We start from the raw sequence: 22890 nt of genomic DNA on the forward strand, positions 1-22890 counted from the left end.
TTAGCAGAAAAGCTCGTTGACGCAGATTTTTTCGATTTCGAGCGAGCCTTACACCAGATGGACCTCGCCGGAGGCAACCGGCACGAGAACGCCGTCAAGCGCGCACAGGACCAAGCGACCGAACTCGTCCACTGAGGCAACGACCCCTTGGGCGACCGGCTCTCCGGATCGGTTCACCATGCGCACACTGCGTCCGGTGAGGCTGGCGTGCGCAGCGTACTCTTCGACAAGCGGAGCAAAGCCTTCGGACAGCCACGCGCGGTACAGCGGCGCGTAAGCCTGCAGCACAGCGTCGGCCACGTCGTCGATACCGCCTTGGAAGCCCAGTTCGGAAAGGTAGACGGGAACGTTCTTGCCGCCCACCCTCGCATCGTCGCTCGCAGCTGGCGGCACCACGTTCACGCCGATGCCCACGCACACCCCGCCCGCATGCGCCTCTAACGAGATGCCGCACAGCTTGCGAAAAGCAGCGCCCCCCGCAGGTTGGGCGGCCGCAGCGTCGGCCGGTTCCGGCGGCCGGCAGACCGCCGGAACCACCAAGTCGTTCGGCCATTTCACCAGCACGGTCTCCCCGGCGTCGACGGGCAGCAGCACAGCGGCGGCGCGGCGCACGGCCAAGCCGGTCACGAGGCTAAGGGTGGGCAGCACGGCAGCATCTACCCGGGGTCGCAGCAGCAAGGACATATACAAGCCGCCTTCGGGACTCGCCCACGCGCGACCCTGCCGTCCATAGCCGCCCGTCTGTTGCAGGGCGCGTACAGCCAAGCCCTCGGGCTCGCCGGCCTCGAGCGCGCGCTTCACTTCGTCGTTCGTCGAGGTTGTCTCGTCGAGCATGCGCACGCGGAACGCGAGCGGCTCGCTCACAGCCGTGTCGCCTTCCCCACCGTCACCTGGTCCGCGGTCACGGGGGTGCCGTCGGCTAGCACGTGGTTCGGCAGCAGCTCCAGCAGCGGCTGCACCACGAAGTCGCGCTCGAGGGCGCGCGGGTGCGGCAGCGTGAGCAGGTCGTTGTCCGTCACATAGAGCTGGTAGTCGATGATGTCCAAGTCGCAGGTGCGCGGGCCGTTCTCGATCTCGCGCACGCGGCCCAGGCTGTTCTCGATGGCGTGCAGGTAGCCCAAGAGCTCCTTGGGCGCCAAGCCGGTGCGCAGCAGCGCGACGGCGTTTACGAACGTGTCCTGGTCCAGATAGTAGGCCGGCTCGCTCTCGTAGAAGCCGGAGATGTCGATGATCTGCGAGTCGGGCAGCGCGCACAGCTCGGTCACGGCTTGGTTCAGCAGCGCGATCTTGCCTTCGCGCTCCTCGCCCGGCTCGGCCACGAGCGGCACGTTGCAGCCCAGGCCCAGCAGCACGTAGGGGCGCAGGTCGGCCAGCGCCTTCACCGTCTCGGCCACGTTGTGCGTGCGCACCACGTTCGCCCCCAGTTCGCAGGCCATGAGCGCCTCGGCGGCGGACGCGTGGTCGCGCGCGGCCGGTTCGTCGATACGGTAGGCGTAGCCGATGTAGCTCTTGCGCGAGAGCGCCGCCATCACGGGGTAGCCCAGCCGCGCGAACTCCTGGAAGTTGCGCACGAGCTCGATGGTCTGCTTCGGCGTCTTGCCGAAGCCGGGACCGGGATCGATGCAGATGCGGCCCCGCGCGATGCCCGCCTCCTCCAGCGCAGCCGCGCGGTCGCGCAGGTAGTCGCGCACGTCGTTCACCACGTCGTCGTACACGGGATCGTCCTGCATGGTGGCCGGGTCGCCCAGCATGTGCATGACCACGAGACCCGCGTCGCAGCCGCGCGCCACCTCCACCATGGCCGGGTCGCGGAAGCCGGACACGTCGTTCACGATGGACGCCCCCGCCGCATAAGCGGCGCGGGCCACCTCGGCGTGACGCGTGTCGATGCTCACACATATGCCGCGCTCGACCAGCGCGCGGATCACCGGCAGCACCCGGCCCAGCTCCTCCTCCACGCTCACGGGCGCGGCGCCCGGACGGGTTGACTCGCCGCCCACGTCCACGATGGCGGCGCCCTCCTCCACCATGCGCTCGGCATGGGCGATCGCGGCTTCGAGCCCTTCATGCTCGCCGCCGTCGGAGAAGGAATCGGGGGTAACGTTCAAGATGCCCATGACGATGGGCATCTTGGTGTCGAACTCAAACGAAGCGCAGCGCCAGATCATCTACTTCTCTCCGTCGCCTTTCTTGTCGTCCTTGCGGTCGGCCGGCTTGCCGTCCTGCGCACCCGTGCCGTCGCCCATCATCTCGCGGAAGCCCTTCTCGAGCTCGCCCAGGAAATCGTTCGATCCTTCGGCGCGCTGCTCGCCGGTAGGCGCGGAGGGCGTCGAAGCGCCCGGGGCGGGAATGCCGTCGACGCGGTCTTCCTCGGCGGGCTCGCGGAACGGCGGGTTCGGGTTCTGATCGCCCGGCTCCACCGGCTCCTCTTTCCAGTTCGGATCGGCCAGCTTCGCATCGCGGGCGCGGGCGGCGGCCTCTTCGGCCTCCTTGCGGGCGTTGATCTCGCCTTCGTGCTTCAGGTACTCGTCCCACGTGTTGTCGAGCAGCGCCAGGCACGCCTCGCCTTCCACGGTCTCGCGCTCCAGCAGCACGCTGGCCATGAGGTCCATCTGCTCGCGGTGGGCGACCAGTATCTCGTAGGCGCGGTCGTGCGCGTCCTTCATGATGCGGGCCACCTCGTCGTCGATGCGCTTGGCTGTCTCCTCGGAGTAGTCCTGCGTGTTACCGTAGTCGCGGCCCAGGAACACCTCGTGGTTGGGCTGGCCGAACACCTGCGTGCCCAGCTCGGCGCTCATGCCGTACTGCGTGACGATGGCGCGGGCCATCTTCGTGGCGCGCTCGAGGTCGTTCGAAGCGCCCGTGGTGATGTCGTCGCAGAAGATCTCCTCGGCCACGCGGCCGCCCATGAACACGGCCAGCTCGTCGCGCATTTCGCCGAGCGAGTTGAGCACCTTGTCCTCCTTGGGGATGGACAGCGTATAGCCGAGCGCGCGGCCGCGCGAGATGATCGAGATCTTGTGCACCGGGTCGGCATGCGGCAGCGTGTGCCCCACCAGGGCGTGGCCGCTCTCGTGGTAGGCGATGGTGTGCTTCGTCTGCTCGTCCAGCACGCGGCCCTTGCGCTCCGGGCCGGCGATGACGCGCTCCATGGACTCGGACACCTCGCGCTGCGTGATGATCTTCTTGCCGCGGCGCGCCGTGAGCAGCGCCGATTCGTTCATGAGGTTGGCCAGGTCGGCGCCCGTGAAGCCGGGCGTGAGCTTGGCCACCTTCGCCAAGTCGACGTCGCTGCCGATGGGCTTGTCCTTCGAGTGCACCTGAAGGATCTTCTCGCGGCCCTTCACATCGGGCGCGTCCACCACGATCTGGCGGTCGAAGCGGCCGGGACGCAGCAGCGCCGGGTCGAGAACGTCGGCGCGGTTCGTGGCGGCGATGAGCACCACCGAATCGTTGGACTCGAAGCCGTCCATCTCCACGAGCAGCTGGTTCAGCGTCTGCTCGCGCTCGTCGTGGCCGCCGCCGAGGCCCGTGCCGCGCTGGCGGCCCACGGCGTCGATCTCGTCGATGAAGATGATGGCCGGGCTGGCGTCCTTAGCCTGCTGGAACAGGTCGCGCACGCGGCTGGCGCCCACGCCCACGAACATCTCCACGAAGTCGGAGCCCGAAATGCTGAAGAACGGCACGCCCGCCTCGCCGGCCACGGCGCGCGCCAGCAGCGTCTTGCCGGTGCCCGGAGGGCCCACCAGCAAACAGCCGCGCGGGATCTTCGCGCCCATGGACTGGTACTTCGCGGGGTTCGCCAGGAAGTCTTTGATCTCCTGCATCTCCTCCACGGCCTCGTCCACGCCGGCCACGTCGGAGAACTTCACGTCGGGGCGCTCCTCGATGGACTTCTTCGTCTTGGCCTTGCCGAACGACATCTGCGAGTTGTTCGCCTTCTGCATGGAGTTGAAGAAGAAGAACAGCAGCGCGCCGATGGCGATGATGGGCAGCAGCGTGATGAGGATGTCTACGAAGCCGGAGGGCAGGTTCACCTGGTAGGGGATGTTCGGGTGTGCGGCCATGAGCTCGCCGAGCGAGTCCTGGCCCACGTAGGTGGACGTGAAGTTGTGCTCGGTGCCCAGCGTGGCCGCGCCCACGTCGGACGTGCCCACGCCGCCGAGCGCCTTGCCCGTGTCGGGGTTCTTGAGCGTGGCCATGCGCGCGTTGAGCGCCTGGATGGCCTCGTTGAACGCGTCGGCGCCCGTCGAGCCCGCCGTGACGGCCGGGAAGTACGAGCCGGAAACCGTGTGCCCACCGGCGTCGTACACGACCTTCGTCACGCGATCCTGCTCCACGGCCTGCACGAACTCAGACGTGATCAGACCGTCGGTGGGGGTTCCGCTGGCCGACATGTTCATGAACTGCTGGCCCACGAAGAAGGCCACGACCATGAACAGGAGGACCGATATGATGGTCGTCCTCGGACTCGGCTGCTGGAACTGCGGCTTTTTGTTTTTGTTGTCCTGTGCCATAGAGCCTGACTTTCCTTCCCGAACGGCCGACCGCGGCTTCAGGCGAGGGGTTCTCACCCACCGCCGTTCGAGCCGCTGCCGCTCGCCTGCCTGCGGACGGAAGGCACCGTCTGGAGCGCCTTTCCGTCCGCCGCAGAAACGTCGTTAGTAAACCTCCGGCTTCAAAATGCCGATGTAGGGCAGGTTGCGGTAGCGCTCCGCGAAGTCCAGCCCATAGCCGACGATGAACTCGTCGGGGCATTCGAACCCGATGTATTTGCAGTCGATCTTCGCCTGAGCGCGCGTCTGCTTGCGCAGCAGCGTGGCCACCTCCACCGAGGCGGGATGGCGCGACGCCAGGTTTTTCAGCAAGTACGTCAAGGTGAGGCCGGAGTCGAGGATGTCCTCGGCCACGATGACGTGGCGTCCTTCGATCTCGGATGTGAGGTCCTTCAGGATGCGCACGACGCCGGAGCTCTTCGCCCCGTTGCCGTACGACGAGATGGCCATGTAGTCCATCTCCACCGGCAGCTCGATCTTGCGGGCCAAGTCCGCCATGAAGATGGCCGCCCCGCGCAGCACGGAGATGAGCACGATGCCGTCCTCGTCCGCGGTATGGGCGTAATCGCGCGTGATGGCGCGGCCGATCTCGCTCACGCGCTCGGCGATCTCGTCTTCGGTGAACAGTACCTCCGCTATGTCGCTATGCACAAGCCTGCATCCTTCGTCGCATCCGCGCTCCGCCACCTCACGCACCGCGCGCTGCACGGTAGGTGAGCTGCGGCGTCACGCTTACCTTGAATGCGGTTAGTGTACCATTGCACCCCTCGTAAAAGGCGACGAGACGGTAACGCCGGGCGAAGGGCCACGATTTTTACATTTGGCGTGGGAACAGGGCGTATAGGCTGGAGAAAACGAGCACTGGAGAGGCGGGCCGGAGCATCGAGCCGCCTTGCGGGCGCTATGCTATGGGGGCCATCAGGTCGGGGAAGTCTTCTTTCAAACGCCCGACGGGCAGGCCGATGACCGTGTCCATCGCGCCCTCGACGCGGTCGACGAAGTCGGCTCCGGCGCCTTGGATGGCGTACGCGCCCGCCTTGTCGAACGACTCGCCCAGCTTCAGGTAGGCGGTGATCTCCTCGTCGGTGAGGTCGCGGAACGTCACGGCGGCGCGATCGACGAACGTGCGGAAGCCCACGGAGATCTGCTCCACCTCAGGCGCGGCGACCATCCACACCGACACGGCCGTGAGCACCTCGTGCGTGCGCCCCGACAGGCGGCGCAGCATGCGTTTGGCGTCGGAGATGCTCGCCGGCTTGCCGAATATCTCGCCGTCGAGCACGACCATGGTGTCGGCGCCCAGCACGGCGGCGATGCCCAGGTAGTTCTCGGACAGCACCTCCTGCACCACGGCGCCCGCCTTGCGCTCGGCGAGCTTCTTGGCAGCCTCGGGCGGGTCGGCCAAAAGGTCGGCGTCGAGCGCCTCGTCGACGTCGGACGCGCGTACGGCGAAGGCCACGCCCGCGTCCTCGAGCAGCTGCTTGCGTCGCGGCGAGCCGCTGGCCAGGATGAGGTCGATGGCGGGTTGTTCCTGCGCGTCGGCGGCCTGCGCGTTCGACGCGGCCGTCCCGTTGGTGTTCTGTTCGTTTTCCATGCCCGGTATTGTAGCGCAACCCGACGCACCCCGCGCCGCGATCTCCGCTTGCGGCGCGCAGCGGGCATTCGGCCGACGCAGACGATGACTGCCGCTCGTCCCCGCCACTCCGAATGCAGTCCAGAGTCGTTCGCGCCCCATTATCCTGAGCGCACGCCGAAGGTGCTCCCACCCCGTCATACCGGACGAAGGCGTTTGACTCTAAGTCGCTAGTCCCTCTTGCGGCGGGCGCGGAAGGCGGCCATGGGCTCGATGCGCACGCCGTGCTTGTTGGCGCTGACGGCCAGATCTCCCTGGATGTTGGCCACATAGCCGCCGCGCGGGGCGCCGCTGGCATCATAGGCGGCGAGCACGGCCTCCACCGAGGCGGTTTCCACCCGCGCTTCCGAGCCCAGCACGAGGCCCAGCACGCGCACGACCGCGCGGCGCTGCATCGCACGCGGCTCGGCGCCCAGCGCAGGCGCCAGCACGCAACCCGCACCGTGGTCGACGCCCAGGGCCTCGGCTTGCTCCAGCCACGATGCCTGGCGCTCCACCAGGACCTCGGCCTGCGCTTCCAGCATATCGTCCTCGTCGGCGACGAGGTTCATGGTGCGGCACAGCACGTCGAGCAGCTGCGGATTGCGCTCTTTGGCACGCGGCACGATCTCGTGGCGCACGTAGGCGCGGAAGCGGTCGGTGTGGGCGTTCGTCGCGTCCTCGCGCCAGAGGTTCCCCTCCGTGTCCACGGCCACCGGCTCGCCCGCCCGCTCGCGTTTCACCAGATAGGAGCGCAGGTCATCGCGGCTCACGTCCAACAGCGGCCGGACCACGGGGCCGTTGCGGTAGCGCATGGCGCGGAAGCCGCCCGGCCCCGTGCCCACGATAGAGCGCATGTAGAAGCTCTCCACGCGGTCGTCGGCCGTGTGCGCCGTGACGATGCGCCCGTCGGCGAGCGGCGCGGCCGTGTGGAGGCACAGGCTTTCGAGCGCCTCGTTCGCTGCCAGGTAGCGCTCGCGCCTTGCCACGGCCTCCACGTTCTCGCCGGTGCGCGCGGCCTCGCGGGCGATGTCGATCTCGCAGGAGAACAGCGGAACGCCCAGCAGTTCGGCCAGCTGCGCGACGAAGCGCGCGTCGGCGTCGGCATCCTCGCCCCGCAGCTGGTGGTTCACATGCAGCATGGCCAGCTGCCCCAAGTCTCCGGCCTCGTGCAGTTCGGCAGCCAGGTAGGCGAGCGCCGTGGAGTCCGAACCGCCCGACACCATGAGCAACGCCGGCGTGTCCGGACCTCCCAGCGCCCGTTCGGCGAGGGCGTCCCTCATGCGGTCGATGACGGAGGTTGCGGACATGGTCTTCCTTTCGCGAGTTTCGCACGCGGCAAGCGTAACCGCGCTTTCCCGCGATTATACGCCACCGCCGCGAAACCGAACCGCCGGAGGAAGGCGCGAGTGGATTGCGGAGCAACCGAGTGATGCCGGCAGGGGGCGCCGGCGGCCGGCCGCGATTCGCCGAATGCAAGCGGATGGCCGATTTCTGAGCAGATTTGCCCGTTGTGTACGGATTTCACTGCGCCAAACGCCTTCGGAGGCAGTCCGAGGGCGGCCCCGGCGATGCATCATGGTGGTCGAAAATCGCGAACTGGGAAAACGCGACTCGTCGTACCGACATGCGAGCCGCACCCCGTACCCTACTGCCATTTCTGCTCAGGAAACCGCCTTGACCATGCACGAGCGATGCGGAACGCCGACGGAAAAGCGTGCGAAGACAGCCAAAGATCGCAGGGAGAGGTATCGGAAGCCGCCGAAACGCGCGTTTTCGGCAAACGCGCCGTAGGGGCGGGGCGTGCCCCGCCCGCTCGACCCGCGAAAGCGTTTCTTGCTGAACGGGACTGTGTCAAAAGTTGGAAAACGCGCCCCTCCGAGGCTGTCTCGTAGGGCAACGGCGCTGCCCTTGCCATCAACCTGCGGAGGCACCCCCTGTCGGGCGGCAAGGGCAGAGCCCTTGCCCTACGAGGCGAGCGCAACGGCGCTTTTGGCGCACCCCCTGCTCGGGCGAGTGGGTGCGCGAAGAAAGCGAGCGCACGGACAAGCAGGCAATCCCGACCTACTACTCGAACAGCGGGGTGGACAGGTAGCGCTCGCCCGTGTCCACGGCGAACGTCACGATGGTCGTGCCGCGCGCCTCGGGATGCTCGGCCACCAGCTTGCGCACGGCGGCGGCGTTCGCCCCCGAGGATATGCCCACGAGCAGGCCCTCCCGCGAGGCGAGGTCGCGCGCAGCGGACAGCGCGGCAGACGTCGGCACGGACAGCGCGCCGTCGAGCACGTCCAAATCGAGCGTGGCGGGGATGAAGTTCGCCCCGATGCCCTGGATGCCGTGGGACGCGGGCGCGAGCTCCTCGCCGGCCAGCGCCTGCGAGACAAGCGGGCTTTCCGTCGGCTCGACCGCGTAGAACTTCGTGGGCGCGCCTTGGGCGCGCAGGTAGTGGGCAACGCCCGAGATGGTGCCGCCCGTGCCGGCGCCGGCCACCACGTAGGCGGGGAATCCGCCCAGCTGGCGCACGATCTCGGGACCGGTGGTCTCCTCGTGCGCGCGGGGGTTGTCGGGGTTCGTGAACTGCCCCACGACCCACGCGCCCGGCGTGTCGCGCGCGATCTCCTCGGCGCGCGCCACGGCGCCGGCCATGCCCGCGGCCGCCGGCGTGAGCTCGAGCTTCGCGCCGTAGGCCGCCATGAGGGCGCGGCGCTCGCGGCTCATGGACTCGGGCATGGCGATGATCACGTCGTAGCCGCGCGCGGCGCCGATCATGGCGATGGCCACGCCGGTGTTGCCGCTCGTGGGCTCCACGAGCACCGTGCGGCCCGGCGCGATCTCGCCGCGCTCCTCGGCGCGGTCGATCATGCTCTTCGCGGCACGGTCCTTGATGGAGGCACCGGGGTTGGCGGCCTCGTATTTCGCGTACACGTCGGCGCCCACGTCCTGAGAGAGCGCGTCCAGCCGCACGAGCGGCGTCTCGCCGATGATCTGCGATACTTGATCTGCCATTTCAATCTCCTAGCGTTTCAGTAGGTTTTTTCCTATAGTAGCACGCCTTCGTGAAATGGCAAGCTTTCGGCCGCACTATTTCACAAGGTTTTAGCCAGGAACCTCTGCTCGAACTCCTCGGGCGGGCAGGGACGGCCGAACAGGAAGCCCTGGATGCTATCCAAGCCCATGCCGCTCACAGCCTCGTACTCCTCGGGCACCTCGACGCCCTCCAAGCACACGCGGATGCCCACGTCGTGGCACAGCTCCACCACGAAGCGGATGAACGTCGCGTCGAACGTGCTGTCCTGGATGTCGCGCACGAACGTGCGGTCGATCTTCACGATGTCGGCCGGCGACTGCTTGAGCATGCCCAGCGCCGCATAGCCGGTGCCGAAGTCGTCCATGGCCACGCGCACCCCCAGCGCGCGCACGCCGGCGAACAGCCGCTGCGCCGCCTCTTCGCTGCTGGCGAAGCAGCTTTCCGTCATCTCCACCACGAGGTTCGCAGGAGGCAGGCCCGTCAGCGACAGCGCCTCGGCGATGCTGGGCACGAGCTTCACCTCGTCCAGCTGGCGGTACGACAGGTTCACGCTCATGACGAAATCGGGATCGTACGCCCGCCACTGCGTAGCCGTCTCCATGGCGCGGTACAGCACCCAGGCGCCGAACGGCACGATGAGCCCGCTTTCCTCCAAAAGCGGTATGAACTCCAGCGGCGGCACCTCGCCGCAGGCGTCGCAGCTCCAGCGCGCCAGCGCCTCGGCGCCGATGACGCTGCCGTCGGCGGCGTGCACCTGCGGCTGGAACACCAGGCGGAAGCCCTTGAAATCGTGCTCGATGCTGTCGCGCAGACGCTCCACCAGCTCCAGCGTGCGCGAGCGCTCGGCCAGTATGCTCGGCGAGAACGGCACGCGCCGCTTCTTGCCGTGGCTCTTGGCGTACTCGAGGGCGTAGTTCGCGAATTTCACCAGGTCCTCGTAGGTTTCCGCATCGTCGGGATACTGCGCGCATCCCGCCGAGAGCGTGCAGTAGAACTTCTTGCCCTCGTGCGTTTGCTGGCGTCGGAACGCCTGGTGCAGCGCTTGGTAGACGTCGGGAAGGGAGGCGGCGTCGTCGCCGCGCGCCACGACGGCGAACTCGTCGCCGTCCAGCCGGTACACGTGGGCGCGTCCCACGAGGGCGCTCTGGATGCGATGGGCGATGATGCGTATGACGTCGTCGCCGAACCCCCGGTCGTACCGGTCGTTGATATGGCGCAGGTCGTCGATGCCCAGCACCATGAGGCCCAGGCGCTCGTCGGCGTGCGTCTCCAAGGCGCGGCGCACCGCGTCCTCGAACTCGAACTTGTTGAACAACCCGGTGAGGGGGTCCACCTCGTTCTTCTTCTCGAGGTTGGCGATGAAGCCCGCGAACAGGCAGGGCTCGCCGTTCGCGTCCGGCACCACCGTGCCCCGGCAGCGCAGCCACACCCACTCGCCCACGCGGTTGCGCGCGCGGTACTCCACGCAGTGGCGCATCGCCCGCCCGTCGACGATGTCCTGGTTCGACTCCATGAACGCCTGGTAATCGTCGGGGTGCACGTGCGAGCCCCACACGGCGGCCGCGTCGGCCACCACCTGCGAGGGCAGGCCGAACTCCTCCACCATGGGCTGCGGGTAGCAGAACACGCCCGTCTTCATGTTGCACACGTACAGGTAGTCGTCCGTGCTGCCCACCAGCGCGTCGTACAGGAGGTCCTTGTCGAACTCGAACGCGCGCACGTCCTCCTCGGCCAGGGCGGCATGGCGCGCAAGGGCCTCTTCGGCCCGCGCCACGCTGCGCCCGATGTGCAGGCGCCGCTTCTGCTCGTACATGCGCTCGTCGGCCAACGTGAGCACGTCGTTGATCTCGACCCTGTCGCTGGGATGCACTTCCACGATGCCGAAGCAGAAGCCCGTTTCCCGCAAATCGCTCTTCACGCGATGCGAGAGCTGGTCGTCGGCGCGCTCCATCTTGCCGCGCGCCTCCGCGGCGTCGCCCTCCACCACGCACACGAACTCGTCGCCCGAGAGGCGGAAGGCGAACTCGTCGCCCGAAAGCTGGCCGCGCACCGCGTCGGCGGCCGCGCGCAGCACCACGTCGCCCTCGGCATGGCCGAACGTGTCGTTGATCTCCTTGAGGCGGTTGATATCGAACAGGCACACGCAGAACACGTCGCCTTCGTCGCCCGCGCGATTGAGTCGCGCTTGCAGCCTGCCCTTGCCGATGCGGCGGGAGAGCAGCTCGGTGAGTTCGTCGATGCCGGCCGTCTTCACGTCCGTGATGTCCACGGACTGCTGGAGGTGCGCGAGCGAGCCGTCGACCCAGCGGATGAGGCTGTCGCTGTTGCGGTACACGCGTCCCGTTTTCGAGCTGGTCTCCTCCCATTCGATCACGCGGCCCGGCTCTCCGCACGCCTTGAGCTTGTCCACCGGGCAGAACGGGCAGCGACGGTCCAGGTTGCGCTGCAGCAGCTGCCAGCACAGGGCGCCTTCGGGCCGGTCGAGCCCGTAATCCTCCCGCATGGTGCGGTTCATGTACAGGATCTCGTCGGTGACGGGATCGGTCGCGTACACGTTCGCGCGCATGCCGTCGAGCACGGTGTCCAGCACGAATCGGTAGGCGTCGGCCCGCACGTTGTCCGAAGCCGCCGCGCGTTCGGCGCCGTTTTCCGCGTTCTCGTCCATGGCTACCGCCCTCCCTCGCGCTGCAGAAGCGCGATCGTTTCGATATGGTCCGTATGCGGGAACATGTCCACCGGCTGCAGCACCCGCAAGCGGTAGCCGCGGCGCTCAAGGTGCCGCACGTCGCGCGCCTGCGTCTCCGGGTTGCAGGAGATGTACACCACGCGCATGGGCGCGCACGCCGCCAGCGATTCCAGGAACTCCTCGCTCGAACCGGCGCGGGGCGGGTCCATGAGCACCACGTCGGGCCGCTCCCCCTCGGCGGCCGTCTTGCGCATGAAGGCGCCCGCGTCGTCCACGACGAACCGCGCGTTCTCCACGCCGTTGTGCCGGGCGTTCTCGCGCGCGTCGCGGACGGCCGACGCCACTGAGTCCACGCCCGTGACCTGCGCCGCGCCGTGTTTGGCGGCCACGAGCCCGATGGTGCCCGTGCCGCAGTACGCGTCCACCGCGCGCTCGGTGCCGGTGAAACCCGCCAGCTCCACGGCCTGGCGGTACAGCACCTCGGTCTGCACGGCGTTCACCTGGTAGAACGACTGCGACGAGATGCGGAAGCTCAAGCCGCACAGCTGGTCCAGTATGAAGCCGGGGCCGTACAGCGTCTGCTCGCGCTCGCCCAAGATCACGTTCGTTTGGCGCTCGTTCACGTTCTGCACGATGGTGGTGACGCCCGGGCAGCGCTTCACGAGCTCGCGGCAGAACGCGCGCGAACCGGGGAACTCCCGGCCGTTCGTCACGAGCGTGACCAGCATCTCGCCGCTCGTGTGCCCCACGCGCACCACCGCATGGCGCAGAAACCCGCTGCCCGCGTCCTCGCGGTAGGGCTCCATGCCGAAGCGGGGCATGAGGGAGCGGATGGCCAGGATCACGCGCTTGGCCTCCTCGTTCTCCACGAGGCACTCGTCGGTGGGCACGATGCGGTGCGAATGGGCGGCGTACATGCCGCAGAGTATCTCGTGGCGCGGGCGGCCCGCCGCGCGGCGGTCGCGCGCGTCGCGGGCGCGGTCGCCGCGGGAGCCCTTGCCCTTCGCAGCCTTGCCGGAGGGTGCCGCGGCGGCAAGCTTCTTGCCCGGCGCGTAGGGCGAGACCACTTTGTTGCGGTAACGATAGGGATCGTCCATGCCCAGGATGGGGCGCAGCTCGGCGCCGTCGATGCCGCCGAACAGCTCGGCCACGCGCGCGTCCTTGCGCGCGAGCTGAGCCGCATAGGGCTCGTTCACGTGCTGGCAGGCGCCGCACGCTTGGGCATGGGGGCAGGTGGACGCACCGTCGATGCCGCGGTTGTCGGGCTTCTTACCAGACGAGGAATTTCGCATTGTCGCTGCTCCAGTGCACGTCGCGGATATAGCGTTGCAGCGCGGCACCGTCGCGTTGCTCGAACAGCCGCACGATCTCGGCATGCTCGTCGTTGGCCTTGCGCAGCAGCGCGTCGAGGTCGGCGGCGTCCACGTTGGCGTACTCGCGCTTCATGAAGTAGCGGTTGAGCTGGTGGACGAACTCGATGAGGCGCGAGTTGCCGCACTTCTCCACGTAGCAGTTGTGGAAGTCGCGCTGCAGGTCGTCGTACTTCTTGTACAGGCCCTTGTCGATGGCGAGCTGCATGGAGCCGTGCAGGAACTGCAGCTGCGCGATGTCGTCGTCGGTCATCTCGTCCACGGCCAGCAGCGCCGCGCGGCCGTCGAGGGGCGCTATGACCTCCACGATCTCGCGCGCGCTGTCTTCCGTCACGCGCTTCACGTAGAAGCCCTTGCGCGGCACGTTCTCCAGATAGCCGTCGGCGGCCAGCTGGATGAGCGCCTCGCGCACCGGCGTGCGGCTCACGCCCAGCGCATCGCATATCTGCTGCTCGCTGATTTTATGGTCGTCGCCCAGCGTGCCCCCGTCGATGAGGTCGGCGATGTAGTCGTACACGTGGTCTTTGAGCGACCGGAACTCGTTCGTCATGCTGTCCGCCTGTCAAGCTGTTTCCGTGTATACCAATATACCATATCGCCTCCTGCGCTGTCCGAGGAGGGCGCCTCTCGACCGCAGCGGGTATCGCGACGAGCGCCGGTGCGGCGACGGGGTGCCGCGGAAGGCATTATCAGAGGGGCACGGTAGGCATTTCGGAAAGCCGATGCCGCAGCGACACGCGTAAGGCGCGAGATCGCACGCAACCGCAGGGTTCCGTCACCAACCCGCACCCGCCCTATTGTTATTACACGATTTGGAAAAACTTCCCGTTTCCTCTTGATTGTATACAATATACAGAATACAATATGCGACATAGCGAGCCACGAGCTCCTCCTCCAACGAAAGGATCGCCTTATGACCAAGTTCTCCAACGTCATCGTCCGCCGCCCCGCCAAGTCCATGGTCGAGGGCATCACCTCCGCGCCCGAACTCGGCAAGCCCGATTACGAGAAAGCTCTCAAGCAGCATGACGACTACATCGCGGCCCTCAAGGAGTGCGGCGTCGAAGTGACCGTCCTGCCCGCCCTCGAGCAGTTCCCCGACTCCTGCTTCGTCGAGGATCCCGCGGTCATCACGCGCTGCGGCGCCATCATCACGAACCCGGGCGCCGCGAGCCGCAACGGCGAGAAGGACGAGATCGAGCCGGCCGTGCGCCAGTTCTTCGACGACGAGCACGTGAAGCACATCGAGAGCCCCGGCACGCTCGACGGCGGCGACGTCATGATGGTGGGCGACCACTTCTACGTGGGCCAGTCCGCCCGCACGAACGCCGAGGGCATCCGCCAGTTCTGCGAGATCCTGGAAGGTTGGGGCCTCGAGGGTTCCGAAGTGAAGCTGGAGAAGGTGCTGCACCTGAAGACGGGCGTGAACTACCTGGAGGACGGCAACATGCTGGTGTCCGGCGAGTTCGTGACGAAGCCCGACTTCGAGCAGTACAACCGTATCGAGATCCCCGAGGACGAGGCGTACGCCGCGAACTGCATCTGGGTGAACGGCACCGTCATCGTGCCCGAGGGCTACCCCACCGTGCTCAAGGCCGTGCAGGACGCCGGCTACGAGACGCTGACCGTCGACACGTCCGAGTACCGCAAGCTCGACGGCGGCCTGAGCTGCCTGAGCCTCCGCTTCTAACTCTTCTGTCATCCCTGCCCAAGCTGCTACCCTGTCATCCTGAGCGGAGCGCCGCCAGGCGCGGAGTCGAAGGATCCCGCGCGGCGACAGCAGGAAGCCTCACGGCTAACGCCGCACGGGATCCTTCGACTCGCTCCGCTCGCTCAGGATGACAGGTTGGGAGTTCGGCTCGCTCAGACGGGCTGGGAACTCCGCTCGCTCACCATTCCATCGCCGCATACGGCGCGCTGCGGCTCTTGCCCGGCGCGCCGTTTCGTTTTCCGACGCTCGCACCCTTCGTGCTCTGCGTCCGCACATCCTGCAACCCCTTGAAAGGAGGGGCCATGTCTCGTGCTGTCTCGAAAAGCGCCGACAAGGGCATGATCATCGACCCGAACGGCCTGAGCCTGTTCCGCCTCACCATGATGGTGATCACCGCGAGCATCTGCGGCGGCATCTTCGCCCTGGCCGGCGACATGGCGGCCGGCGGCGCCAACACCGGCGCCGTGCTGGTGAGCTGGGCCATCTGCTTTGTCGGCGTGTTTTCGCTCATGATGTGCTTCAACGGGCTGTCCCAGGCCCGGCCCGACCTCACCGGCGGCATCTACGCGTACGCGGCCGCCGGGTTCACCAAGTACGTGGGGTTCAACTCGGCGTGGGGTTACTGGATCTCCGCCTGCCTGTCCAACGTGTCGTTCGCCATCCTGCTGTTTTCGGCGCTCGGGTACTTCTTCCACCCGTTCGAGAGCGGCAACAACCTGCTGTCGTGCGTGTGCGCGTCCATCTTCCTGTGGGTGCTCGTGGTGCTGGTGGCCCGCGGCGTGAAGGAGGCGGCCGGCATCAACGTGGTGGTGACCATCGCGAAGCTGGTGCCGCTCGCGCTGTTCGTGCTGTCCATCGCGCTGTTGGGCAAGTTCGATCCCTCCATCTTCATGGAGAACTTCTGGGGCGAGGCGGGAGGCCCCGACTTCATGACCCAGGTGGTGTCCACCATGATCGCGCTCGTGTGGGTGTTCACCGGCATCGAGGGCGCCGTGGTCATCTCGGGCCGCGCGAAGTACGCACGCGACGTGGGCCGCGCCACCGTCATCGGCTTCGCCGCCGTGTTCGTGCTGTACCTGATCATCTCCATCGAGAGCATGGGCATCATGCCCCGCGCCCAGATGGCCGCGCTGGCCACGCCGTCCATGGCCGGCATCCTGGAACACGCCATCGGGCCCGTGGGCGCGGGCATCGTGAACCTGGGCGTGGTGCTGTCGCTTCTGGGCGCCATGCTGGGCTACGTGATCATCGCCGCCGAGACGCCGTTCGAGGCCGCCCGCCAAGGCGTGTTCCCCAAAGCGTTCGCGCGCACGAACAAAAACGGCGCGCCCATCGTCACCGTGCTCATCTCGGCGGGCATCACGCAGCTGTTCCTCATCGTGTCGGTGTTCTCGTCGTCCACGTACCAGTTCTTCTACGCATGCGCCGTGTCCACCATCCTCATCCCCTACGTGTGCTCGGCCGCGTACTACATGAAGATCGCCTGGAAACGCGAATCGCTGCAACCCGATCAGGCTGTGAAGGCGCGCGTCTTGGGCACTGTCGGCTTCGTCTACACGGTGTTCCTGGTGTGGGCGGCGGGAATTGTGGGCATCATGATAACCACGATCCTGTTCGCGCCGGGCATCATCGTGTACGTCGTGGGTCAGAAGGGACGCGGCGAGCCGATACTGCCCCATGTGGCCGACAAGATCATCGCCGCCGTCATCGTGGCCGTCATGATATTGTCCATCGCGCTCATGGCCACGGGAACCATCTCGGTGTTCTAAGGAGACGGGCGTCCATGCCGCTTTCCCGTTCGTTCGCAACGGCAACGGGTAACGGTTGCGGAAGAGGGGCGCGTCGCCGGGGCATCCATCGTATAATGGGCGGCATCAGCGTTCGCGCTGCGGCCGCCCCTGCGAGGGGCGCGGCGCGAACGGCCCGGCTCCCGAAACGAAGGTCGCCCATGAGCAGAAACATGACCCGCAGGTTCTTCGCCGTACTCGCCGCGTTCAGCCTGGCGGCATCGCTGGTCGGCGTTCCCGTCGGCGCTTATGCGGACGACGGTGCGAACGCAGGATCGCCCTCCCCCATCGTCATCGTGCACACCAACGACGTGCACTGCGCCGTGGACCAGGACGCCAAGAACGGGAACCTGGGGTACGCGAGCCTGGTTTCCTACGTGAAGGACGCCAAGAGCACGTACGGAAACGACAACGTGGCGCTCGTGGACGCGGGCGACGCCGTGCAGGGCAGGGCCATGGGCACGCTCACGAAGGGCGAGTACCTCATCGACATCATGAACCAAGCCGGTTACGACATCGCCGTCCCCGGCAACCACGAGTTCGACTACGGCATGGACCAGTTCAACAAGCTCGTGGGCAGGGCGAACGCGGAATACATATCCTGCAACTTCATGGACCTTCGCACGGGCAAGACGGTGTTCCCCAGCTACCTCACCAGAACATACGGCACCGGTGCGAACCAGGTCGAGGTGGCCTACGTGGGCATCTGCACGCCCGAGACGCTGACGAAGTCGTCGCCCGCCAGCTTCAAGGACCAAGACGGCAACTTCGTCTACGGGTTCTGCCAAGACGAGACCGGCGAGGCGCTCTACGCCGCCGTGCAGAACGCGGTGGACGCCGCGCGCGCCGCCGGTGCCGACTACGTGGTGGCCATCGGGCACCTGGGCCAGAAGGGCATCACCGAACGCTGGCGCAGCGACACGGTGGTGGCGAACACGCAGGGCATCGACGCGTTCATCGACGGCCACTCGCACGAAGCGTACGAGCAGGTCGTGAAGAACAAGGACGGCAAGGACGTGCCCCTGGCGCAAACCGGCACGCAGCTCGTGAACATAGGCGTGCTGACCATCGACCCTGCGACGAGCGCCGTCTCGGCCGCCGCCGTGAACGCGGTCGACGGCACCGAACTGGGCAGCGATGCGAACGCCGACGACGCGGCGGAAACCGACGTGGGCGGAATGCGCGCGGCGGACGGCGACGTGCGCCCCGCCGCAGACGATGCGCACGTCGACAGCGCGGACAAACCCGATTCGACCGATGAGGGACGCGCCCCCGATCAAGGCGCAAAGGATCTCGGGCCGGAAAGCACCGCCGCAACCGGCGAGAACACCGGGGACGCATCGCCCGGCGCAACCGAGCCCGGCGCCGCTTCCAACAGCCTCGCCGCACCGGCGTCCGAAGCAGGCGCGAACGTCCTCGAAACGGCCTCCAACGAGCAGGCGCCGACCGCAACCGGCAGCATCGAAGGAAAGCTCGTGGACTCATGGCCCAAACAAGACCCGGACATGCTGGAATACGTCAACGAGCTCGACGCGAAGATCAAGGCGATAACCGACAAGAAGATAGGCACGTCGGACTACCGCCTGATGGCGCTCTACCCCGACAAGCAGTGGGCCGTGCGCGCGCAGGAAACCAACCTGGGCGATTTCGTGGCGGACGCCTACTACGCGTCCGCCGTGCGCGGCGGCCTGCAGGTCGACGCCGCCTTCGTGAACGGCGGGGGCATCCGCGCCGACGTCGAAGCGGGCGACGTGACCTACGGAAACCTCATCGACGTGCAACCCTACAACAACCAGCTGTGCGTGGCCGAGGTGCGCGGCCAGGATCTGCTCGATGCGCTGGAGATGGGCGCCCGCATGTACCCCGACCCGCTGGGCGGGTTCCTGCAGGTATCGGGCATAAGCTACACCATCCGCACCGACATCCCCTCTTCGGTCGTCACGGACGCCACCAGCAACTTCGTGCGCGTGGACGGCCCGTACCGCGTGCAGAACGTGACCGTGGGCGGACGTCCGCTCGACGTGAGCAAGACGTACCGCGTCGCATCGCACACCTACTACCTTGAACAGGGAGGCGACGGCATGACCATGCTCAAGAGCGATGTCGTGACCTTGCTCGGATTGGACAACGAAGCGCTCATCGACTTCATCACGAACGACTTGAACGGCGCGATCGGCGCCGCGTACGCCAACCCGAACGGGCAAGGGCGCATCGTCGTCAAGAACGGCCCCGACTCGACCGGCGGGGGCGCCACCGGCGGGGACGTCCTCGCCAAAACCGGAGACGACGCCACGACCGCGTCGGCAACCGCCTCGGCTGTCGCGCTCTCCGCATTGGCCTGCGCGCTGGGAGCGGCACGCATTGCGCGACGCGGCGAGAAGCGGAAGCAGGGCGTGCGCGGGTAACGATCGCCTGACCGAGCCTAGGACGTTTCGCCTCGAAATGGTATAGTGGCGTGACTCGTGAAAGGAGCGCGTCCGTGAAATTCATCATCCGCTGGCTCGTGACCGCCATCGCCTTCGGCGTCGCCGTGTGGATCGTGCCGGGCATCGACATCGTGGGCGGCACGGAGGCATGGGCGGCCATCGCCCTCTACGGCTTGATCCTCTCGCTCATCAACATCAGCGTGAAACCCCTCATGCAGCTGCTGAGCCTGCCTATCACCGTCATCACGCTGGGTATCTTCTACCTAGTGGTGAACACGCTCATGCTCTACGTGGCCGCATGGCTGGCCAACGGCATCTTCCAAGTGGGCATCGACATCGCCACGTTCGGCAGCGCCTTCGTGGCGTCCATCGTCATCAGCATCGTGTCGGGTCTCATGAACGCGCTGGTGGGCAACAAGGATTAAAGGACCCTCGGTTTTCGCGTCCGCCGGCCCTTCGCCGGCAGACGGGCTTCAGCGGCCCCGCCGCACCCGACGCTCATCGCGCCGCGGTTGCAGCGGGGCCGTTCGCGTATCTCCAGAAAACCTCCATGGCGCAGCGTGCGTTCCGCCTTACAATGGAACGCGAGAAAAACGCCTCGATCGAAGGCGGCCGGGCACCCTGCGCGAGCGCCCGGCCGCCTTCGATCCGCCAAACAGGTAAGGAAAACCCATCGTGGAACAATCGACCGAGCCCGTCTGCGGGGGCGAGGAGCGCATGCCCGCGCCCGCCGAACCTTCGACTTCGAAACGGAAAAGGGCGGTGCATGCGGGCAAGCGCGCGGGCATCCTGCTCGTGCAGCTCGCCGTCGTCGTGGCCGTGTACGCGGCCGGCTGCGCGCTGGCCGCGGTGCTGCCCATCTCGCTGCCGGGCAACATCGTGGGCATGGTGCTGCTGCTCGTGCTGTTGGGAACGGGCCTGCTCAAAGGGAAGCACGTCGGACGCGCCTGCACCTGCCTTTTGGACAACATGTCGCTGTTCTTCATTCCCGCCGGCGTGGCCATCATGGGGTGCTTCTCGCTTTTGGAGGGCAACGTGCTGAAGTTCGCGCTCGTGTGCGCGGTCACGACGGTGCTGGTGTTCTTGGCCACGTCGTACACGGTCGTCGCCGTGTCGCGCCTCATGGCGCGTCGGGGCGCGGCCGGCGTGGAGCCCGCGACGGCCGACGAGGAGGGATAGGGCATGCTCTCGATCGTCCTCACGCTGGCGTTCGGCACGCTCGTGTCGTTCGCCGCGTTCAAGCTGTCGGTGCTGCTGTACGAGAAGGTGAAGTCGCCGCTGCTCAATCCGCTGCTGGTCACGGTTGCGTGCATCATCGCCGCCCTGAGCGCGCTGCGCATCCCGCTGGAGTCCTACGAGCAGAGCGTGCAGGTGATCTCGTTTCTGCTGGGTCCCGCCACCGTGGCGCTGGCGTATTCGGTGTACCAGCAGCGCCAGATGCTCAAAACCCACTTCGTGCCCATCTTCGCCGGGTGCCTTATGGGCTCGATCGTGTCGATGACCAGCGCTTACGCGCTATGCAAGCTACTGGGGCTGGACGATGCGCTCGCGCTGTCGTTCATCCCGAAGTCGGTGACCACGCCCATCGCCATCGCCGTGTCGCAGCAAGTGGGCGGCATCACGTCCATCACCGTGGCCGCCGTCATCGTCACGGGCATCCTGGGCGCCATCACCGCGCCGATGATGGCGCGCCTGTTCCGCGTGCGCGACGGCGTGGCGAAAGGCGTGGCCATCGGCACCTGCGCCCATGCCGTGGGCACGACGAAGGCGCTCGAGATGGGCGAGCTGGAAGGCGCCATGAGCGGCGTGTCGATAGCCGTGTCCGGCCTGCTCACCACCGCCATCGTCATCGTGGCGAGCTGCTTTCTGTAGCGCAGAGCCCGCACGCGCGCAGACGGCCCGTAGGGGCGCTCTCCAGAGCGCCCGTTCGCGCGAAGCGCGAAAACGAGCTCGCAGGTCAACCCGGCAGGCCAGCGCAGCGAAGCCTGCCATGCGGCCGCAGGCCGCATAACGAGCTCTCAGGTGGACCGCGCGGAAGCGAAGCGACCCGCCCCATGCGGCCGCAGGCCGCATAACGACCGCGCAGGTTGGCGTAGTAAGTCAGCGAGAGGCCCCCTCGTGCCCGAGATTCGCGGGATCGCGCGGGCGACGCGTACTTTGGTACGCGAGTCCGCGGGATCGTGCGAAGATCGGGTGCGAGGGGGCCTCGCAGCGTCGGCGATTGCGCTGGCCGTTAGGCCAGCGCAATGCGGTAGATCTCGCGCGCGTCGTCCATGGTGAGCTTCATGAAGCTGCCGAAGGGCTCGCCCTTGTTCTCCTTGAGCGTGGGGATGAGCTTCTCAATGTCCTCTTCACGCACGTCCAACTCGTCGAGCGTCACGGGCATGCCGAGCGAGGCGAAGAAGCCGCGCGTCTCGTCGATGGCCGAAAGCGCGTCGGCCTCGAGGTCGCCCGTGGGTGCCAGGCCGAACACCTCGCGGCCGTAGAAGGCGAAGCGCGCCGGGTTCTCGGCGTACACGTACTCCATCCACGCCGGGAACATCACGGCCAGACCGGCGCCGTGCGTGATAGCCGGGTTCAGCGCGCTCAGCTCGTGCTCCAAACCGTGCGTGGCCCAGTCTTCGTGACGGCCGACGCCGGCAAGGCCCTGGTGGCACAGCATACCCGCCCACATGACGTTCGCGCGGGCGTCGTAGTTGTCGGGCTCCACCATGACGCGCGGCGCCTCGGCGCGCACCGTCTTCATGAGCGATAGGCACAGGTTGTCCGTGACGGGCACGGCGCCCACGTCGTCGAAGAAGCGCTCCAGCAGGTGGCAGAACATGTCGGTGAGGCCGGCGGCCGTCTGGTACTCCGGCAGCGTGAACGTGAGCTCGGGGTTCATGAACGCCAGCTTCGGGCGCTGCGCGTTGTTCGCGTAGCCCGTCTTCAGCTGCAGCTCGTCGTTGCTCACCACGGTGTTCTTCGACGCCTCGCTGCCGGCGGCCGGTATGGTGAGCACCACGGCGATGGGCAGCACGTCGTCGGTGAGCCGCTTCGTCTCGAAGAAGTCCCACACGTCGCCGTCGTAGTGCGCGCCCACGGCGATTGCCTTCGCCGAGTCGATCACCGATCCGCCGCCCACGGCGAGCACCCAGTCGACGCCGTGCTCCTTGCAGAGCGCGATGCCCTCGCGCGCCAAGCCGATCTCCGGGTTCGGCCGCACGCCGCCCAGCTCCACGTGCTCGATGCCCGCCTCGTCGAGCGCCGCCTTCACGCGGTCGACGAGCCCGCTTTTCACCGCGCTTTGGCCGCCGTAGTGGATGAGCGCCTTGCGCGCCCCGCGCTCGGCCAGTTTCTCGCCAACCTGCTCTTCCGCCCCGCGCCCGAACACGAAATGCGTCGGCGATACGAACTCGAAGTTCTCCATGGCAGCCAGTCCTTTCCGCAAAAGCCGTTTCCGTTGGTCATCCAGTATACCGCTCCCCCGCGCTCGCACGATGCGCGCCTGCCGAAAGAGGCCGATGTCGGCAATCGGTTGGAACCGTGTTGGAAACAGGCGGCGAGCGCGGAAGGTCGAGGCGGCTGGCGCGCGGAATCCGCGCAAGGTCGAGGCGGCGAACAGGCAAGGATCGCGCAAGATCCGCGCGGCCGGGCGACGGTTGGATTACGGTCGGCGTGCAAGGTTGCGGAGGTAGGATAGACGCACGGATTCGTCCAGGCGGAGAGGACCGA

17 protein-coding genes are annotated in these 22890 nt (G+C 67.1%); 6 read left to right on the forward strand and 11 right to left on the reverse strand.

Translation table 11 applies throughout. From position 1 onward, the window contains the following. Nucleotides 1-48 precede the first annotated feature (48 nt). The 10 genes from HCH03_RS05570 to HCH03_RS05615 all read right to left on the reverse strand — a co-directional run bounded on the left by HCH03_RS05570 (nucleotide 49) and on the right by HCH03_RS05615 (nucleotide 13802). A complete protein-coding gene (locus tag HCH03_RS05570; protein WP_221688695.1) occupies nucleotides 49-864 on the reverse strand; it encodes a biotin--[acetyl-CoA-carboxylase] ligase in 816 nt (271 codons plus the stop codon). Beyond that, complete coding sequence (folP, locus tag HCH03_RS05575; RefSeq protein WP_221688696.1) at nucleotides 861-2168, reverse strand: dihydropteroate synthase; 1308 nt, start codon at nucleotides 2166-2168, stop codon at nucleotides 861-863. The genes HCH03_RS05570 and folP overlap by 4 nt, the downstream gene beginning before the upstream one ends. Beyond that, nucleotides 2169-4517 carry an ATP-dependent zinc metalloprotease FtsH gene (gene ftsH, locus HCH03_RS05580; RefSeq protein WP_221688697.1) on the reverse strand — a complete coding sequence of 783 codons (2349 nt, stop codon included), beginning with the start codon at nucleotides 4515-4517 and terminating at the stop codon, nucleotides 2169-2171. A gap of 144 nt (nucleotides 4518-4661) precedes the next feature. Then, on the reverse strand, nucleotides 4662-5207 hold the full coding sequence (gene hpt, locus HCH03_RS05585) for a hypoxanthine phosphoribosyltransferase (protein WP_221688698.1): 546 nt from the start codon (nucleotides 5205-5207) through the stop codon (nucleotides 4662-4664). A gap of 250 nt (nucleotides 5208-5457) precedes the next feature. Beyond that, nucleotides 5458-6150, reverse strand: a complete 693-nt coding sequence (locus HCH03_RS05590) for a Maf family protein (protein WP_221688699.1) — start codon at nucleotides 6148-6150, stop codon at nucleotides 5458-5460. 209 nt (nucleotides 6151-6359) lie between these two features. Next, nucleotides 6360-7478 (reverse strand): tRNA lysidine(34) synthetase TilS, encoded by a 1119-nt coding sequence (gene tilS, locus HCH03_RS05595; protein WP_221688700.1) that lies wholly within the window; start codon nucleotides 7476-7478, stop codon nucleotides 6360-6362. Nucleotides 7479-8235: 757 nt separating this feature from the next. Beyond that, nucleotides 8236-9174, reverse strand: a complete 939-nt coding sequence (gene cysK, locus HCH03_RS05600; RefSeq protein WP_246599715.1) for a cysteine synthase A — start codon at nucleotides 9172-9174, stop codon at nucleotides 8236-8238. 80 nt (nucleotides 9175-9254) lie between these two features. After that, a complete protein-coding gene (locus HCH03_RS05605; protein ID WP_221688701.1) occupies nucleotides 9255-11861 on the reverse strand; it encodes a bifunctional diguanylate cyclase/phosphodiesterase in 2607 nt (868 codons plus the stop codon). Nucleotides 11862-11863: 2 nt separating this feature from the next. Continuing rightward, the gene (gene rlmD, locus HCH03_RS05610; RefSeq protein WP_221688702.1) at nucleotides 11864-13174 is read right to left on the reverse strand and encodes a 23S rRNA (uracil(1939)-C(5))-methyltransferase RlmD; all 1311 of its coding nucleotides are present in this window, start codon (nucleotides 13172-13174) and stop codon (nucleotides 11864-11866) included. Beyond that, on the reverse strand, nucleotides 13152-13802 hold the full coding sequence (locus tag HCH03_RS05615; RefSeq protein WP_080143862.1) for a GntR family transcriptional regulator: 651 nt from the start codon (nucleotides 13800-13802) through the stop codon (nucleotides 13152-13154). Before HCH03_RS05615 ends, rlmD begins: the two co-directional genes overlap by 23 nt. 363 nt (nucleotides 13803-14165) lie before the next feature. Here HCH03_RS05615 and HCH03_RS05620 point away from each other — a divergent pair, with 363 nt between their 5' ends. The 6 genes from HCH03_RS05620 (at nucleotide 14166) to HCH03_RS05645 (ending at nucleotide 21048) form a co-directional block, all read left to right on the forward strand. Continuing rightward, on the forward strand, nucleotides 14166-14942 hold the full coding sequence (locus HCH03_RS05620; RefSeq protein WP_185904470.1) for a dimethylarginine dimethylaminohydrolase family protein: 777 nt from the start codon (nucleotides 14166-14168) through the stop codon (nucleotides 14940-14942). Between the two features lie 323 nt (nucleotides 14943-15265). After that, complete coding sequence (locus tag HCH03_RS05625; RefSeq protein ID WP_246599719.1) at nucleotides 15266-16732, forward strand: basic amino acid/polyamine antiporter; 1467 nt, start codon at nucleotides 15266-15268, stop codon at nucleotides 16730-16732. A gap of 179 nt (nucleotides 16733-16911) precedes the next feature. Beyond that, entirely contained in the window at nucleotides 16912-19155 is a 2244-nt protein-coding gene (locus HCH03_RS05630) for a bifunctional metallophosphatase/5'-nucleotidase (protein ID WP_221688703.1), read from the forward strand. A 74-nt stretch (nucleotides 19156-19229) separates the two neighbouring features. Continuing rightward, nucleotides 19230-19601 (forward strand): phage holin family protein, encoded by a 372-nt coding sequence (locus tag HCH03_RS05635; protein ID WP_080143866.1) that lies wholly within the window; start codon nucleotides 19230-19232, stop codon nucleotides 19599-19601. 250 nt (nucleotides 19602-19851) lie between these two features. Next, on the forward strand, nucleotides 19852-20355 hold the full coding sequence (locus HCH03_RS05640) for a CidA/LrgA family protein (protein WP_368041263.1): 504 nt from the start codon (nucleotides 19852-19854) through the stop codon (nucleotides 20353-20355). A gap of 3 nt (nucleotides 20356-20358) precedes the next feature. Further along, nucleotides 20359-21048 (forward strand): LrgB family protein, encoded by a 690-nt coding sequence (locus HCH03_RS05645; protein WP_080143868.1) that lies wholly within the window; start codon nucleotides 20359-20361, stop codon nucleotides 21046-21048. Between the two features lie 361 nt (nucleotides 21049-21409). Here HCH03_RS05645 and HCH03_RS05650 read toward each other — a convergent pair whose 3' ends face one another. After that, the gene (locus tag HCH03_RS05650) at nucleotides 21410-22585 is read right to left on the reverse strand and encodes an iron-containing alcohol dehydrogenase (RefSeq protein ID WP_221688704.1); all 1176 of its coding nucleotides are present in this window, start codon (nucleotides 22583-22585) and stop codon (nucleotides 21410-21412) included. Between the last annotated feature and the right edge of the window lie 305 nt (nucleotides 22586-22890).

It is taken from the genome of Gordonibacter massiliensis (ex Traore et al. 2017), from assembly GCF_019731765.1.
Taxonomy (GTDB): Bacteria; Actinomycetota; Coriobacteriia; order Coriobacteriales; family Eggerthellaceae; genus Gordonibacter; species Gordonibacter massiliensis.